This is a genomic window from Amycolatopsis mediterranei (genome assembly GCF_026017845.1).
GTDB lineage: Bacteria > Actinomycetota > Actinomycetes > Mycobacteriales > Pseudonocardiaceae > Amycolatopsis > Amycolatopsis mediterranei.
On the sequence record NZ_CP100416.1, the window covers coordinates 6,616,144 to 6,631,593 of the forward strand.

The following is a 15,450-nucleotide window of genomic DNA, read 5'->3' on the forward strand; positions in this document are numbered from 1 at the left end:
GAGATCCAGCAGCAGCTCGCCGGCTGACGGGCCCATGGTGACTGTCATGCCGCTGATCAGCAAGCCTGAGCTTCCGTCGCCCGAAGAACGACTGTAGGCAGCCGAAAAACCGGCTCCGAGCAGGACCAGCGCCAAGCCCGAAATGAGGGTGACGACGGCCATGTCGCCGTAGTGGCTGAAGCCCACCACCCACGGTGACATCGCGATGTAGAGACCGCTGATCAGCACCAGTCCGTCGACCAGCCTCGCCTGCGGTGTCTCCGCGGCCTGTTCGTAACCGGCGCGCATGGCCAGGAGATCCGGGTGCCCTTGGATGGGAGTGGAGGTAGTCAAGGTGTTCACCTCTTCCGTCGTTGTCGGATGGCCTCCTCTTTCGGGGTGCCGGTCGCGCCTCGTGACAAACACCGGCAATCTGACAGTTTCGTCAGGTTGCCGCCGGATACCAGAGCAACAGTTAGCCTGAGAAACAAATATATTTGTTGTCAGCCGCTGAAATCGACGGTTGAAGTCCCGGCGGAACGGGTGAACGCGACCGTCCCAGACGAGTCAGCACTGCGAGGTACCCGATGACCCGTACCCGCCCCCTCGAGACCAGGCTCGCGCCGGAACCGGTCCGCCGGCCACGTGCGTCACTCGGGTCGTCGCTGCTGCGCCTGATCAGCACGACCGACCACAAAGACATCGGCATCATGTACGTGTCCACCACGTTCGCCTTCTTCCTGATCGGCGGCGTCCTGGCCATGCTGATGCGGGCTGAGCTCGCTCAGCCGGGCATGCAGGTGGTGTCGGCCGAGCAGTACAACCAGCTCGTCACCGTCCACGGGACGATCATGCTGCTGCTGTACGCGACGCCGAACGCGCTCGGGTTCGCCAACTACCTCGTCCCGCTGCAGATCGGCGCGCCTGACGTGGCGTTTCCCCGGCTCAACGCTCTCTCGTACTGGCTGTTCCTCTTCGGCGGCCTCATGGTGATCGGCGGATTCCTGACCCCGGGCGGCGCCGCGGACTTCGGCTGGACCGCCTACGCACCCCTGCACAACGCCGTGAACAGCCCGGGTGTCGGCGCCGACCTTTGGGCGACGGGGCTCATCCTCTCCGGAATCGGGACCATCCTCGCCACGGTCAACATCGTCACGACGATCGTCTGCCTGCGGGCACCCGGCATGGTCATGTGGCGGATGCCGCTGTTCACCTGGAACATCCTGTTCACCAGCTTCCTGATCCTGGGGGCGTTCCCGATCCTCACCGCGGCACTGTTCGGCATGCTGGCCGACCGCCACCTCGGTGCACACGTGTTCGACCCGGCCAACGGCGGCGCAGTCCTGTGGCAGCACCTGTTCTGGTTCTTCGGCCACCCCGAGGTCTACATCGTCGCCCTGCCCTACTTCGGCATCGTGAGCGAGATCTTCCCGGTGTTCAGCCGCAAACCGCTCTTCGGGTACAAAGCACTCGTCTGGGCGACAATCTCGATCATGGGTCTCTCGTTCTCCGTCTGGGCCCACCACATGTTCGCCACCGGCGCCGTGCTGCTGCCGTTCTTCTCCCTCACCTCCTTCCTCATCGCGGTCCCGACCGGCATCAAGTTCTTCAACTGGATCGGCACCATGTGGCACGGGAAGATCACCATGCGGACCCCCATGATCTTCTCGTTCGGGTTCCTGGTGACCTTCCTGCTCGGCGGGCTGACCGGGGTGATCCTCGCGTCACCGCCACTGGACTTCCAAACCCACGACAGCTACTTCGTCGTCGCCCACCTGCACTACGTCCTGTTCGGCACGATCGTGTTCAGCACCTTCGCCGGCATCTACTTCTGGTTCCCCAAGGCCTTCGGCCGGATGCTGGACGAGCGCCTCGGCCGCTGGCACTTCTGGCTGACGTTCATCGGGTTCAACCTGACCTTCCTCGTCCAGCACTGGCTCGGTGCGATGGGCATGCCGCGCCGCATCGCGGATTACCACCCGACCGACGGATTCACGACGTTGAACGTCGTTTCGTCGGTCGGAGCGTTCACCCTCGGAGTGTCGATGCTGCCGTTCCTGTGGAACGTGGTGCGCAGCTATCGCTACGGCGACCCCGTCCGCGTCGATGACCCATGGGGCTACGGCAACTCACTCGAATGGGCGACCACGTGTCCCCCGCCGCGGCACAACTTCCACGAGCTGCCGCGCATCCGCAACGAGCGTCCGGCCTTCGAGCTGCACTACCCGGACGAAGTCGAGCGGATGAAGACCGACAGGTACGTCCACTGGTTCTCGAAGGGATCGGGCAAGTGAGTGACGAAGAGGGCTGGGGCCGCCGCCGGGCGATCCTCCGCGACGCGGCCGAGATGGACGGCGTCCGGCTGGATACTTACGCCGATCGCTGGCCGGTCCCGGGCACCCGCGCGGAGCGGCGGGCCCGGAACCGGACCCTTGCCTGGTTCGGGTTGGCCGTCCTCGGCGCGCTGTGCTTCGTCGCGGTCTACCTTTTCTGGCCGTGGCGCTACGTACCGCCGCTCGGGCACGACGCGACGGGTTACCACCTCTACACGCCGCTGCTGGGTGCCACCTTCGGCCTGGCGCTGCTCGGACTCAGCTTCGGCATCGGCACCTACGCCCACAAGTTCCTGCCGAAGGAGCACGCGATCCAGGAACGGCACGACGAGCCGTCGTCACAAGCCGACCAGGACGCGACCGCGGCCATCCTGCACGACGCCCGCGACAGCGCCGGGCTGACCCGGCGCTCCTGGATGGCCCGGGCCCTCGGCGCCGGTGCCGGAGCGGTCGGCCTCGGCGCGGGCATCGGGGCGGTCGGTTCCTTCGTCAAGGACCCCTGGGACCAGCCGTCGAGCCCGCAGTCGCTGTGGCACACCGCGTGGGCGTCCCCGACCGGCGAGGCTGTGTACCTGCGGCGGGTCACCGGCAAGCCCGACGAAGTCCAGCTCGTCCGCCCGGAAGAGCTCGCGCCCGGAGCCGTCATGGTCTGCGTGCCCTTCCGCGAGTCCGAACGCGACGACCCCGACAAACTGCACGACGCACTGCGGCGTGCCGACAGCCCCGTCAACCTCGTCCGGCTCGTCCCCGGCACCCCGGTGACCCCACGGTCCGGTCAGGAGAGCTTCAACTGGCAGGACTTCTACGCCTACTCACGAATCTGCACCCACCTCGGCTGCCCGGTCGGCATGGACCTGGCCGAAGAGGACCGCCTGATGTGCCCCTGCCACAGCTCGCAGTTCGACCTGCACGCCGGCGCCCGCCCGATATTCGGGCCCGCCGTCCGGCCGCTGCCGCAACTGCCGATCACCGTCGACGAAACCGGCAATTTCCGGGCACGCGGCGACTTCACCGAACCGATCGGGCCCTCGTTCTGGGAGCTGGGCTGATGGCCGAACAACCACGCAAGTCACCGGCCCCGGTCCTCGCCGCGCCGCTGCGCTGGGCCGAGGACCGCATCCACTTCTCCGGCGGGCTGCACACCCAGCTGAACAAGGTCTTCCCCGGCCGGTGGTCGTTCATGCTGGGCGAAATCGCGCTGTACAGCTTCGTCGTGCTGCTGATCTCGGGCACCTACCTCGCCCTGTTCTTCGACCCCTCGACGACCGAGGTCACCTACCACGGCGACTACACGCCGGCCGACGGCCTGCAGATGTCCCGCGCGTTCGCCAGCACCCTGGATCTGTCTTTCGACGTCCGCGGCGGCCTGCTCATGCGCCAGATCCACCACTGGGCCGCGCTCGTCTTCGTCGCCGCGATCCTCGTCCACATGATGCGGATCTTCTTCAGCGGCGCCTTCCGGCGGCCCCGGGAGGCGAACTGGGTCGTGGGGCTGCTGATGCTGGTCATCGCCATCGTCGAGGGCTTCGCCGGCTACTCCATGCCCGACGACCTGCTGTCGGGCACCGGCCTGCGCATCGCGTCCGGGATCATGCTGGCCATCCCGGTGCTGGGCAGCTGGATCCACTGGCTGGTCTTCGGCGGCGAGTTCCCGGGTGACCAGATCATCCCCCGCCTGTTCACCGCCCACGTCTTCCTCCTCCCCGGCTTGCTCGTCGCCCTGGTGTCGGCGCACCTGGGCCTGGTCTGGCGGCAGAAACACACCCAACGACCCGGGCCGCAGCACACCGAACGCAACGTCGTCGGCACTCGCATCGTCCCCTCGTTCGCCGCGAAGAGCTCCGCTCTGTTCGTCGCCGTCGCGGGTGTCATGACGCTCATGGGGGCCTGTTCCAGATCAACCCGATCTGGAACTACGGCCCGTACAACCCGCTGCAGGGCTCCGCCGGGTCACAGCCGGACTGGTACATCGCCTGGGTCGACGGCGCCGCCCGCATCTGGCCCGCCTGGGAGATCACCCTCGGTGGCTACCGCATCCCCGCACCGTTCTGGCCCACCGTCGCCATGCCCGTCACCGTCATCCTCCTCGCGATGGCCTACCCGTGGATCGAAAAGCGGCTCACCGGGGACCGCGCGCACCACAACCTGCTCGACCGTCCCCGGGACGCCCCGGTGCGCAGCGGGCTGGGCGCGATGGCCCTGACCTTCGTGACCGTCCTGCTGGCGTCGGGGTTCAACGACATCATCGCGCTCGAATTCGACTTCAACCTCGACGTCGTCGTCTGGGTCGGCCGGTTCGCCATCCTGCTCCTGCCGCCGCTGGCCTACGCCATCACCTACCGCGCGTGCCGCGGCCTGCAGACGCGAGACCGCAAGATCCTGCGGGAAGGCATCGAGACGGGAATCGTCGTCCGGCGCCCCGACGGCCAGTTCGTCGAGATCCACCAGCCGCTGGGCTCGGTTCGCGAGGACGGCGAGCGCGACAAGCCCGGCTACGCGGGCGCTCCGGTGCCCAAACGCATGAACGACCTCGGGCTGGCGGGCAGTGCGCTGCCCGGCGGCCTGATCACGCCGGACCCGCTCGAAGAGACTGAAGCGCTCGACCGCGCCCGGTCGGCGGGTTCGGAGAGCTGAAGGAGTTCCGATGCGCACCGGTGATTCCCCCGAAAACCGGCTGTTCCGCTTCTTGGTCGCGGGCGCGATGGTCAGCGTCGTCGCCCTGGCCGGTATGGGCACGACGGCTCTGCTGCGCAGTCACGGGAGCGGGCCGGTGGCGGTCTTCGCCGGAGCGTTCGTGCTGGCGTTCAGCGTGGTCGCCGTCCTGGTTCGCCGCCGACGCCGGCGCAAGACGTGGCCGGGGACCAACCTCACCCGATGACCAGGGGGTCACATCCGTTCCTTGATGCCCTTGCGGATCAGCCACACGTTGACCGGGTAGGAGGTCAGGAACCCGATCACCATGCCGATCTGCATGAGGAACCAGTACGTGACGTGATCGGGGTGGAGGTGCGGCTCGGGAAAGAAGACGAACGACATCAACGCCATCCAGCCGAAGAGCCCGATCTCGAAGCTGGTCAAGGAGAGCACGTCCGCCTTGGCCGCCTGGACGATACCTTCTCGAAAGCCGAGACCGCGCATCGGCGCGATGGCCAGGTACTGGAAGACGACGCCGAGAAGCAAAGCGAGCACGAAGTCGCCGACGTATTCGGCCAGGAGGGTACTCCCGGCCAGCTTCACTCCCAGCAGGAACACGCCGAACTCGGCGATGATGTCGCCCAGCGTGCACCCGGCACCACAGTGTGAGGTACCCAGGGCGGCCGGGACCCAGCAAGGCGGATCGGCCGGTTCGCGCCCGTGTTCACGCTGCCATCGATCGGATTTCGGCCGTCCCCAGCGAAGGTAGGCCCAGATCGCGATCGGCCCGAAGTACAGCGCGGTGACCGGCCAGACGACGCCCATGATCGCCATGGGCGGCCGGTAGTCACGCCCGTAGATGTCGAAGACCAGCCACGCGGCACAAAGGACAGCCGCGGCGATCGCGATCCAGGACAGGAAAAGCAGCCAGGTCGGTACCATGTCTTCCGGATCACCGCTCACCGGGAGCGCCAAACGTCCGTCTCTGCAACGGTTTCCGCCACACGCGCGGGTGGGGGTGCGAAACCCGGCCCAGCACGCATCGCGCGGGACGGGAACCCCGCATCCTGCGGATCAGGCGCTGAGCCTCATCTTCGCCGAAGCCCGCCGGTCCGCCTCTTCCGCAGCCGCCCAGTGGCGGCGAGCCGCCGGCTCATCACCGGCCGCACTCGCCGACTGGGCCGCGGCACGTTCGTGGTGGGCCTCCGCCCGGCGGATCGCCACGAACGATTCCTCCACCAACCGTGCCCACTGTGGAGTGTGACGCGGATACCGCCGAGCTTCGCCACGAGCTTCGGCGGCCGCGGCGAGTTCCTGATACGCCATCGCGTGGCACGAAGCGACTTCCGCGAGCACACGTTGCGTCTTGCCCCGGTACAGGCCGTCGGGTTCGGTGCCGGTTTCCAGCTCGACCGCCAGCCTGCGGTGCGCTCCCGCCGCTTCCCAGACCCGTTCCGCCTCCAGCCGCAGCCGGTGGACCTCGGGAAGCTCCCAGGTTCCGGAGGTCACCTTCACCGCTACGTCGGTCGTCATGTCGTGGTCACCTTCCTTCTTTCTCGCTCGGGTTCCACCCTGACACGGGAAAAGGAGTTTTCAACTGACGACTGCCTTACGATCGCGGCCGCAGCCCGACCAGCGGCAGCTGGATCGCCATCCGGCGGCGGGCGAGATCGCTGCCGTCGTAGCGCCACCCCAGCAGCTTTCCCAGCGCGAACCGCACCAGCGGCCCGGCCAGGCGGTTGCGGTGTTCGTAACCGGCGATGACCGCGACGGCCTCGTCTTCGCCCAGGACGCGGTGTTCGGCCGGGAACCGGCACCGTCCGACGATCACCTCGACCGGGGGCCGGGCCTGGATGTTCCGGAACCAGTCCGCTCCCGCACCGAGGCCGGCGACCACGACGTACTCGTCGTCGTTCGTGCCGACGACTTCGAGGACAGTCCGGTACATCCGCCCGGAGCGTCGTCCGAGATGGGTCAGGCAGAGGAACCGGCGGCCGAGTACCCAGCCGAGCCCGCGGTCGTAAAGCCGCACCGGCGCGCGAAAAACCCCACGCAGGACCCGGTTCACCGTGCTGCTCCGGCGGCCGCGCGGCGAAGGTCGGCGACCAGCGCAGTGGGCTTCCCGGCGAGCACGGTCGCCACGTACCGGTCCAGCAGGGGAAGGCGTGCCAGCCGGAGCACAGTCCTGCGGACCACGAGCTGAAAGGGGGTCGCCGGGAGGAACCACCGGGCGCTCCGGCGGGCGACGTCCTGCTTTTCCGTGACGACTGGTCGCAGGAGGAGTTCGTAGTCGCTGAAAGCGTCACTGATCGAGACTGCTCGGGCCAGCCGCTCACCGAGCACGTAGGCGCCGGCGACACCGAGCGAAGCACCTTGACCGGCCAGCAGGGAAACCGCGTAGCACGCGTCGCCCACGAGCACGACCCGCCCGCTGCTCCACCTCGCCATGTCGACCTGGGCCACCTGGTCGTAGTACACGGCCTCCGCGGGCGGGCAGTGCCGCAGCGCACGGGGCACCAGCCACCCCAGCGAGCCGTACTCTTCCCGGAGCGCGGACCGGGGATCCTCGGGCAGCCGCCGGTCGCCGGTCCGGTGCACGGCGAACGCGGCCACCCGACCGTCGCGGAGCCCGTAGAAGCCCATCTGTCGGGCGATGCTGTCGGTCAGGCAGAACCGGTCCCCCACCGCCGCCGCGATCTCCGGATCGGTCAGCACGAAGGCGGCGGTGTGGAAGCCCATGTATCGCAGGTAGTTCTCGTCTTCGCCGAACACCAGCCGCCGGACGGCCGAATGGACTCCGTCGGCGCCCACGGCGACGTCCGCCTCGACCACGTGCTCGCCCGCGGTCACCCGGACCCGGTCGCCGAGGTCGTCGACCGCCGTGACGCCTGCGCCGAACCGCAGGTCCACGTCGGACGGAAGCTGCTCCCGCAGTGCCCGTTCGAGGTCCGGCCGCATGATGCCGCAGAGCCGGTCCCGCATCGTGCGGGCGAAGGTCGCGTACCGGATCGCCGCGCGGCGGCGGCCGCGCTCGTCGAGCAAGCTCGCCTCCTCGACCTGGTAGCCCAGTTCCCGGATCCGCGGCAACAAGCCCATCGCCTCGGCGGCGTCGAACCCCGGCCCGAAGAAGTCGATCATGTAGCCCTGTTCCCGGGGAGCCGGCGCCCGTTCCAGCACGACGACCTCGATGTCTTCGCGGGCCAGCTTGTTCGCCAGCGCCAAGCCGGTGATCCCGGCTCCGCACACCACGACCTTCACCGTTTCGTCTCCTTCGCGTTCAGACGAGCCGCCGCAGCACCCCGGCCACGTTCGGTGCCACCTGGGGGCCGATCGCGCGATGCAGAAGCAGTCCGTCGACTGCGGCGGCGAGCACCGCCGCCGTGTCTTCGGGTCGGGCAACGCCCAGTTGCCGCAAGCGGTCGCTGATCACCGCGCGAAGGTCGGCGAGCACCTGGGCCATCCCGGCCTGCAGCCCGGCGTCCCGCGTCGCCGCCAGGTAAGCCTCGACGAACAGCAGTGACGTCGGGTCGGCGCCGGTGTACTGCTCCACCGCCGCGACCATCGCGTCGACCAGTTCCCCGGCGCTGCCGACCGCGGCGACCAGCGGCTCGAACTCCCCCGCCACCGCCCGCATCGCGCTCAGCACGGCTTCCACCAGAACGGCCTGCACTGACGGGAAGTGGTAGTGGACGACGCTGGGCGTGACACCGGCCCGCTCGGCCAGCACGCGGGTGCTCACGGCGGTCCATCCCCGCTCCGGGATCAGCTCGACCGCCGCCGCGACCAGGCGGCGCCGAACGGCTTCACCGCGAGCAGCAGCCGGAGACGTCATCGCTCCTCCAATCAGGGCGATTGCCCTGGACAGTCGCCCTGTCGGCAACTCAGGCTAGCACAACTGTTCGCCAGTGCAACAATCGTCTCCTGCTAGAGTTTTGAAGGTGCCGACGCGTGTTCTGCTCGTCGAGGACGACGCCATGATCAGCGAGGCGTTGAGCCTCGCGCTGACCGACGAGGACTTCGACGTCCTCGCCGCCGCCACCGGCGAGGACGGCCTGGACCTGCTGGAATCCACCTCCGTCGACGTGGTGCTGCTCGACCTCATGCTGCCGGGCATCGACGGGCTCACCGTCTGCCGGAGAGTGCGCGAGCACGGCGACCTGCCCATCATCGTCATCACCGCCCGCACCGACACCCACGACGTCATCGCCGGCCTCGAAGCCGGCGCCGACGACTACGTCACCAAACCACTGGTGGCGGGCGAGCTCGCGGCCCGGATCCGCGCCCTGCTCCGCCGGACGGCGTCGGCACGTCCGGCCCGGTTCAGCGTCGGCAGGCTCGAGATCCGGCCCGACGAGGAAGCCGTCCACCGCGACGGCGTCCCCGTGCACCTCACGCGCACCGAATTCCGCCTGCTGACCGAACTCGCCGCGGCCGAAGGCAAGGTCGTCACCCGCGAGCAGTTGCTGCAGCGCGTGTGGGGACACGACTACTTCGGGGACACGCGGCTGCTCGACGTCCACATCAGACGGCTGCGCCGCAAGGTCGAACCCGATCCCGACGCACCCAGCCTCGTGTTGACCGTGCGCGGCAGCGGCTACCGCATCGCTCCCGAGCCATGATCCGGCGGCTTTCGCTGCGCTGGCGGGTCGCGGCCGCGTTCGGTGTCGGCCTGGCGCTGGTGATGACCGTGCTGGCGGTGGCGACCTGGAACCTCACGACCGGCTACATGCTCGACCAGCGCGAGCAGAGCGTCACCCGTCAGTCCGAGGTCAACGTCCGGCTCGTCGACGCCGCACTGGCCGACGACTCGGAAGGACTCGAAGAGCTGCTCACCGGCCTGGCCACCGGGCCCGACTCGTCCATCCTGCTGTCCCGGCCCGCCGGCTGGCTCACCAGCGGCCGGCAGATCGATCCCGCGATCGTGCCCACCGGGCTGCTCGGCCAGGCCAGGACCGGGGTAGCGGCCCGCCAGCGGTTCTTCGCGAGCGGGATCCCGGTGCTCGGGGTGGCCACTCCGGTCGGCGGTGACGGCAGCGTCTATGTCGAGCTCTACCCCCTCGTCGAGCTGGACCGCGCGTTCCGCTATCTCAGCACCCTCCTCATCACCGGCACTGTCATGGCAGCACTCTTCGGCGTCGGCCTCGGCGCCTGGACCGCCCGCCGGGCGCTCCGCCCGCTGACCGCGCTCACGGCGGCCGCGTCCCGCGTCGCGCGGGGCGACCTCTCGGCCCGCCTGCCCGATCAGGCCGACCCGGACCTCGCCCCGCTGGCCACCAGCTTCAACACGACCGCCGGGCAGCTCGAGCAGCGGGTCCGCCGGGACGCCCGGTTCGCCTCCGACGTCAGTCACGAGCTGCGCTCTCCCTTGACGACCATGGTCAACGTCAGCGAGGTACTGGAACGCCGCCAGGACGCCATGCCGGAAACCGCACAACGGGCCCTGCGGCTGCTGCGGTCGGAACTGCGGCGGTTCCAGCGGATGGTCGTCGACCTGCTGGAGATCTCGAGAGCCGACCAGGACGAGGGCACCGGCTCGGTCGAGCTGGTCGACCTCGGTGAGCTCGTCCGCAACGTCATCGACAGCCGTCCACCGTCCGACGTCCGGCTCGAGATCGACACGGACCCGCTTCTCGTCTCCGCCGATCGCCGCCGGATCGACCGCGTCGTCGCCAACTTGCTCGACAACGCCGACCACTACGGCGGCGGCGCGGTCGCGGTCACCGTCGAGCGCCGCGGTGACCGGGCCCGGATCGTCGTCGACGACACCGGCAGCGGCGTCCCGCCGGCTCTGCGCGAACGCATCTTCGAACGGTTCGCCCGCGGCCTGCACGCCGCCCGCCGCGACCAGTACACCGGCAGCGGACTCGGCCTGGCCATCGTCGCCGACCACGTTCACCGCCACGACGGCCACGTCTGGGTCGAGGATCGCCCCGGCGGGGGCGCCCGCTTCGTCGTCGAACTGCCGGAGGCCACGGGATGAAGACCGCCATCGCGCTGCTGATCCTGCTGTGCGCCACCGGCTGCGGGGTCACCGCGGAGGACGAGCCGGAACCGATCACCACCCCGGTACCCACGGCGACCCCGACGGTGACGAGCAGGCCCGCGTCACCGACGCCGTGCCCGCCCGAATCGTCAGCCAGTCGTCAGGTGCAGCCCACGCCCACGCCCACACAATGAGGACATGACCGTCGAAACCCACCAGGCCGACGACATCACCGCCGAGGTCGACAGCTGGCTGACCAGTGAGTTCGCTTCCCTGCTGCCCGCGGCCGACATCACCGCGATCGTCCGGTCGGCCCGCAGCGATCTCGAAGGCCAGATCGTGCCCGAGGCCATGGGCGAGATGCTGCACCGGCTGGCCCGGTTCCGCGTCCTGCGCACCCTCGAGCGCTCGTGACCGCCTACCGGCAGCACTGCCCGGTGGCCACCGCGGCCGAGGTGCTCGGCCAGTCGTGGACTCTCCTCATCGTCCGGGAACTCCTGCACGGCAGCAGCCGCACCGGCGAACTCGCCGAAGGCGTACCCGGCATGTCCACCGCACTGCTCGCCCGGCGGCTCAAGCAACTCGCCGACGCCGGCGTGGTGACCCGGCTCCCGTCCACTGGTGAAGTTCGCTACGCACTGACCCCGGCCGGCCGCGACCTGGCCCCGGTGGTCGAGCACCTCGGGTACTGGGGCCGCCGCTGGTTGCCACCGCCGCGCAGCGGGGACCTGAAGCCGCGCCTGCTGCTCCTCGACATCTGCCGGGGCATCGACCCGGCCCGGCTCCCCCGCGAACGCGTCGCGCTGCACCTGCGGTTCAGTGAGGTCCCGCCGCCGCGCTGGTGGTGGCTGGTCCTCTCTCCCGAAGGAGCGTCTTCGACCGAGAGCGACCCCCGGCTGCCGACCGCGGCCCGCATCGACTGCACGGTCTCCGCCCTCGCCGGTGTGTGGCTCGGGCACCGGATGTGGCGGGAAGCGCTGGCCGAGCGCGCCATCAGGTTCGACGGCACTCGCGAGGCCGTCCGGAACACGATCGGGTGGCTCGGCCGCAACCGGTTCGCCGATCAGCCTAACTCTTTCCTAGACGAATTGAATGATGAAGCAACAGTTTGACTGAACCAGGCGGCACCGGGGTCCGTGTTCGGAGTGGACACCGAACTCCCCACCTGGAGGCCGACGATGAAATCCCGGAACCTGTGGATCACGCTGTGCGGCGCGCTCGCCCTCGCCCTCGCCGCATGTGCCCCGCCCTCCCCCCAAGTGGTGACCGCCCCCCAAGTCCCGGTCCCCTCCGTCCGGCCGGCGACCTCCACCCCGGCGACACAGACCGAAAGCGACCTCACCGCGACGGCGTTCGGACCGATCAGCTCCGCGGGACGGAAGCTGCTCACGATCGTGGAACAGACGAGCCTCCGCGAGATCACGACCTCGACGTGGGCGCAGCAACGCTCGAGCAACCCGGCGGTCCAGGAGGTGGCACGGGTGATCATCACTCAGCACAAGGACCTCGAAAACCGCGACACCGACATCAGCACCCGGATGGACCTGCCCGTTCCCGCTGAACCCGCCCCGGACATGCAGGTCGGCATCGACCGCATGCGCACCGAATTCGGCGAGACCTTCGACCGCGACTACGTCAACACCCTTCGCAAGGCACACGCCGAGGCGCTGATCCTCGTCTCGACGGTCCGCGCCGATACGCGCAACTCGCTGGTCCGCCCGTTCGCGGATTTGGCGGGCGACTACATCAAGACCCACATCAACCTGCTGGAGAAAACCGGTGACGTCGACTACGCCCAGCTGCCTGTACCGAACCTGTGACGCCCGGTAACAAGATCAGCGGCGACAGTGCTGCTGCCGCACCGACCCCAGCCGGACACTTTCTCTCATTGCTTGCCAACATCGTTGGCATCGAGGCCTTCTCCGGCGCGCCTGACCGGCACGCCGGGCTGCCGGTGCGGCACACTGGGAGAATGCCTCGGAGCACTTCCGCCCTCGACACGACGGACGTCGACGCCGTGACCGACGCCGTGCTGACCGCTTCCCGCCTGCTGGTCGCCGTCTCGGCCCGGTCGATCGCGGCCGCCGGAGACATGATCACGCTGCCGCAGTTCCGGCTGCTGGTGGTGCTGCAGACCCGAGGACCGCTCAAGCACGCCGATCTGGCGGAGTACCTGCAGGTCACGCCATCGACCGCGAGCCGGATGGTCGACCGGCTGGTCGCGGTCGGCGTGGTCGACCGGCAGCACAGTGCGGTCTCCCGCCGCGAGATCGTGCTCGCCCTGACGAAGGAGGGCGCGAAGGTGGTTCGCCAGGTCACCGCCCGGCGGCGCAAGGAGATCGCCAAGATCGTCGCCCGGATGCCCGACGACGCCCGCAGCGGCCTGGTCGACGTCCTCACCGCCTTCGCCGAGGCCGGCGGCGAGCCACCTGCGTCCGCTGTCGCGCCCGAAGCCGTGTGGACCTGACGCCGGGCTGTCATCACAGCAACCGGCAGACGGCGTAGCCGGAGCCGGAGCCGGCCAGCAGCGCCTCGCCTCCGTCGACCGCGGCGCGCGACCGGTCCGGATCACGCCGGTCCGCTCCTCCCGACTGAGGCAAGCGCGGAGAGCACCGACTGGTGTGTGAGCCACCCGGCCAGCCGGTGGTCGTCGTCGAGCACGGGCAGGCCCGTGCCCGGTGCGTTCGCCAGGGCCGTCAGTGCGTCGGCGAGCGACGTCTCGCAGGTGATCAGGGACGGCAGCTCCGCCAGTTCCCCCACCGTGCCGTCGTGGTCGCTGCCCAGTGCCTCGGCGACCGCCCGAGCTGTCACGCAGCCCTGGTAGCGGCCTTCGCCGTCGACGACCGGCAGGATGCCGTGCCCGGACACCGCCAGCGCGTGCGCCGCGCGGTCCAGCGCCGTCTCCCCGGCAAGGGGTTCCGGTAGCGGCTCGGTGACCGCTTCGACCGTGGTCGCGGCCAGCCGGCGTTCCTGCGGGTGCCGGTCGAGGTCGACGCCACGGCGGCGCAGCTTGAGCGTGTAGATCGTGTCCCTCGACAACGCCCGGCTCGTGGCCGTGGCGATCACGATCGCCGTGAGCATCGGCAGGATGATCGTGTACTGGCCGGTCAGCTCGAACAGCACGATCACCGCCGTGATCGGCGCCCGCGCCGCCCCCGCGAACGCCGCACCCATCCCGATCAGCCCGTACACCCCGGGCGACGCGGTCAGCGACGGCAGCCACGCGTGCACCACGATCCCGAACGCCGTCCCGCCCATCGCGCCGATGAACAGCGACGGCGCGAACACCCCACCCGAACCGCCGATCCCGATCGTCAAGCTCGTCGCGACGATCTTGCCGACCAGCAACAGCACCAGGAACCCGATGACGTACTTGCCTTCGACGGCGTTCTGCAGCACCGGATAGCCGACCCCGTACATCTGCGGCAGCACCAGCAGCAGCCCGCCGAGGAACACCCCGCCGACGGCCGGGCGCAGCCATTCGGGACCGCGCCACACCCAGTCGCAGAAGTCCTCGATCCAGTACAGCACCCGGGTGAACAGCACCCCGCACGCGCCCACGACGACTCCGAGCACGACGAACAGCAAGTACTCGAGCGGGTTGCGCAGGGTGAACGGCGGCAGCTCGAGGAAAGCGGTGTTGCCGAACGCCGCCCGGCCCACCACGCTCGCGGTCACGCTGGCCAGGACGACCGCGCCGAACGACTCCGCGGCGAAGTCGCGCAGGATCAGCTCCATCGCGAAGAACGGGCCGGCCAGTGGAGCGTTGAACGTCGCCGCGATCCCGCCCGCCGCACCACAGGCGACCAGCACCCGAAGCCGCGACTCCGGTAGCCGGGCGATCCGGCCCAGCGTCGAGCCCAGCGCGGACCCGATCTGCACGATCGGGCCCTCCCGCCCGACCGATCCGCCGGAGCCGATCGTCAGCGCCGAGGCCAGCGCTTTCACCGCGCTCACCTGCACCGGAATCCGGCCACCGCGCTCAGCGACTGCGTACATCACCTCGGGCACGCCGTGGCCGCGAGCCTCCGGAGCGAACTTGTACACCAACGGCCCGTAGACCAGCCCGGCCACCACCGGCGCGAGCAGCAGGAACCACGGCCCCAGCTCCGGGAACCAGGGGTGCGCCGCTCGCCCGGCATCGGCGTAATCCGCCTGCCCGGAGAACAGGTGCGTGAACGTCGTGATCAGCCAGCGGAAGACGATCGCCCCGAGCCCGGCGCCCGCACCGATGAGCACGGCCAACCCGACCAGACCGGACCGGCTCTCCCGCAACCACCGGCCGATCGGCTGCCGAACCGGGACCGGGACCCGCCTGACCGCCACGCTGTTACCTGAAGACACTATTGCATTATGCAACGCTCAGCACGTGATCACTCGCCGGGGCCTGCTACCTGCGATTTCGCCCGTTGCCGACGTAGTACAGCACCGAACCGACCGACAGTTCGCCGTCCCGGCCGGGGTTCACGACGAGGTCGTCGGCCGTCCGCGCGGTCACGAGCTCCGTGACGGCGAACGTGA

At 69.4% G+C, this 15,450-nt stretch carries 16 protein-coding genes and 1 pseudogene; 11 read left to right on the top strand and 6 right to left on the bottom strand.

All coding sequences use genetic code 11. The features are described from left to right. Positions 1–566: 566 nt before the first annotated feature. The 4 genes and pseudogenes from ctaD to ISP_RS29230 all read left to right on the top strand — a co-directional run bounded on the left by ctaD (position 567) and on the right by ISP_RS29230 (position 5,190). Positions 567–2,273, top strand: a complete 1,707-nt coding sequence (gene ctaD, locus ISP_RS29215; RefSeq protein ID WP_013227525.1) for an aa3-type cytochrome oxidase subunit I — start codon at positions 567–569, stop codon at positions 2,271–2,273. Beyond that, complete coding sequence (gene qcrA, locus ISP_RS29220) at positions 2,270–3,361, top strand: cytochrome bc1 complex Rieske iron-sulfur subunit (RefSeq protein ID WP_013227526.1); 1,092 nt, start codon at positions 2,270–2,272, stop codon at positions 3,359–3,361. Before ctaD ends, qcrA begins: the two co-directional genes overlap by 4 nt. Then, a pseudogene (qcrB, locus tag ISP_RS29225) lies at positions 3,361–4,946 on the top strand (cytochrome bc1 complex cytochrome b subunit). Before qcrA ends, qcrB begins: the two are co-directional and overlap by 1 nt. Positions 4,947–4,956: 10 nt before the next feature. Next, positions 4,957–5,190 carry a hypothetical protein gene (locus ISP_RS29230; protein ID WP_013227529.1) on the top strand — a complete coding sequence of 78 codons (234 nt, stop codon included), beginning with the start codon at positions 4,957–4,959 and terminating at the stop codon, positions 5,188–5,190. Between the two features lie 8 nt (positions 5,191–5,198). On the opposite strand, the gene ISP_RS29235 is transcribed toward ISP_RS29230, so the two are convergent. The 5 genes from ISP_RS29235 to ISP_RS29255 form a co-directional block, all read right to left on the bottom strand. Then, positions 5,199–5,888: a DUF4396 domain-containing protein gene (locus ISP_RS29235; protein ID WP_013227530.1), complete on the bottom strand. Its 690-nt coding sequence runs from the start codon at positions 5,886–5,888 to the stop codon at positions 5,199–5,201. Positions 5,889–6,020: 132 nt separating this feature from the next. Beyond that, the gene (locus ISP_RS29240; protein WP_013227531.1) at positions 6,021–6,479 is read right to left on the bottom strand and encodes a hypothetical protein; all 459 of its coding nucleotides are present in this window, start codon (positions 6,477–6,479) and stop codon (positions 6,021–6,023) included. Positions 6,480–6,555: 76 nt separating this feature from the next. After that, positions 6,556–7,014 (bottom strand): nitroreductase family deazaflavin-dependent oxidoreductase, encoded by a 459-nt coding sequence (locus tag ISP_RS29245; protein ID WP_071831558.1) that lies wholly within the window; start codon positions 7,012–7,014, stop codon positions 6,556–6,558. Beyond that, positions 7,011–8,204 carry an FAD-dependent monooxygenase gene (locus ISP_RS29250; RefSeq protein ID WP_013227533.1) on the bottom strand — a complete coding sequence of 398 codons (1,194 nt, stop codon included), beginning with the start codon at positions 8,202–8,204 and terminating at the stop codon, positions 7,011–7,013. Before ISP_RS29250 ends, ISP_RS29245 begins: the two co-directional genes overlap by 4 nt. A gap of 19 nt (positions 8,205–8,223) precedes the next feature. Further along, on the bottom strand, positions 8,224–8,778 hold the full coding sequence (locus ISP_RS29255) for a TetR/AcrR family transcriptional regulator (protein WP_013227534.1): 555 nt from the start codon (positions 8,776–8,778) through the stop codon (positions 8,224–8,226). Between the two features lie 100 nt (positions 8,779–8,878). On the opposite strand from ISP_RS29255, the gene ISP_RS29260 reads away from it, so the two are divergent. From ISP_RS29260 to ISP_RS29290, 7 genes are all read left to right on the top strand, one after another. After that, on the top strand, positions 8,879–9,565 hold the full coding sequence (locus ISP_RS29260; protein WP_013227535.1) for a response regulator transcription factor: 687 nt from the start codon (positions 8,879–8,881) through the stop codon (positions 9,563–9,565). Further along, positions 9,562–10,926 carry a sensor histidine kinase gene (locus tag ISP_RS29265; RefSeq protein ID WP_013227536.1) on the top strand — a complete coding sequence of 455 codons (1,365 nt, stop codon included), beginning with the start codon at positions 9,562–9,564 and terminating at the stop codon, positions 10,924–10,926. The genes ISP_RS29260 and ISP_RS29265 overlap by 4 nt, the downstream gene beginning before the upstream one ends. Beyond that, a complete protein-coding gene (locus ISP_RS29270) occupies positions 10,923–11,123 on the top strand; it encodes a hypothetical protein (RefSeq protein WP_014467324.1) in 201 nt (66 codons plus the stop codon). The genes ISP_RS29265 and ISP_RS29270 overlap by 4 nt, the downstream gene beginning before the upstream one ends. Positions 11,124–11,127: 4 nt before the next feature. Next, positions 11,128–11,343, top strand: coding sequence for a hypothetical protein (locus ISP_RS29275; protein WP_013227537.1), 216 nt, complete (start codon positions 11,128–11,130; stop codon positions 11,341–11,343). Beyond that, positions 11,340–12,041, top strand: coding sequence for a winged helix-turn-helix transcriptional regulator (locus tag ISP_RS29280; protein ID WP_013227538.1), 702 nt, complete (start codon positions 11,340–11,342; stop codon positions 12,039–12,041). The genes ISP_RS29275 and ISP_RS29280 overlap by 4 nt, the downstream gene beginning before the upstream one ends. A 66-nt stretch (positions 12,042–12,107) precedes the next feature. Then, positions 12,108–12,749: a DUF4142 domain-containing protein gene (locus tag ISP_RS29285; protein WP_014467325.1), complete on the top strand. Its 642-nt coding sequence runs from the start codon at positions 12,108–12,110 to the stop codon at positions 12,747–12,749. A 152-nt stretch (positions 12,750–12,901) separates the two neighbouring features. Continuing rightward, positions 12,902–13,396 carry a MarR family winged helix-turn-helix transcriptional regulator gene (locus ISP_RS29290; protein WP_013227540.1) on the top strand — a complete coding sequence of 165 codons (495 nt, stop codon included), beginning with the start codon at positions 12,902–12,904 and terminating at the stop codon, positions 13,394–13,396. Between the two features lie 101 nt (positions 13,397–13,497). Here the strand turns inward: ISP_RS29290 and ISP_RS29295 are convergent, their stop codons facing one another. Then, entirely contained in the window at positions 13,498–15,255 is a 1,758-nt protein-coding gene (locus ISP_RS29295; protein ID WP_013227541.1) for a chloride channel protein, read from the bottom strand. Between the last annotated feature and the right edge of the window lie 195 nt (positions 15,256–15,450).

What these genes read in the sequence shown, in the direction of transcription:
- ISP_RS29235 (WP_013227530.1), bottom strand. Translation starts at nt 5,888, where the DNA reads ATGGTACCGACCTGGCTGCTTTTCCTGTCCTGGATCGCGATCGCCGCG.
- ISP_RS29285 (WP_014467325.1), top strand. Translation starts at nt 12,108, where the DNA reads ATGAAATCCCGGAACCTGTGGATCACGCTGTGCGGCGCGCTCGCCCTC.
- ctaD (WP_013227525.1), top strand. Translation starts at nt 567, where the DNA reads ATGACCCGTACCCGCCCCCTCGAGACCAGGCTCGCGCCGGAACCGGTC.
- ISP_RS29255 (WP_013227534.1), bottom strand. Translation starts at nt 8,778, where the DNA reads ATGACGTCTCCGGCTGCTGCTCGCGGTGAAGCCGTTCGGCGCCGCCTG.
- ISP_RS29275 (WP_013227537.1), top strand. Translation starts at nt 11,128, where the DNA reads ATGACCGTCGAAACCCACCAGGCCGACGACATCACCGCCGAGGTCGAC.
- ISP_RS29270 (WP_014467324.1), top strand. Translation starts at nt 10,923, where the DNA reads ATGAAGACCGCCATCGCGCTGCTGATCCTGCTGTGCGCCACCGGCTGC.
- ISP_RS29230 (WP_013227529.1), top strand. Translation starts at nt 4,957, where the DNA reads ATGCGCACCGGTGATTCCCCCGAAAACCGGCTGTTCCGCTTCTTGGTC.
- ISP_RS29265 (WP_013227536.1), top strand. Translation starts at nt 9,562, where the DNA reads ATGATCCGGCGGCTTTCGCTGCGCTGGCGGGTCGCGGCCGCGTTCGGT.
- ISP_RS29240 (WP_013227531.1), bottom strand. Translation starts at nt 6,479, where the DNA reads ATGACGACCGACGTAGCGGTGAAGGTGACCTCCGGAACCTGGGAGCTT.
- ISP_RS29290 (WP_013227540.1), top strand. Translation starts at nt 12,902, where the DNA reads ATGCCTCGGAGCACTTCCGCCCTCGACACGACGGACGTCGACGCCGTG.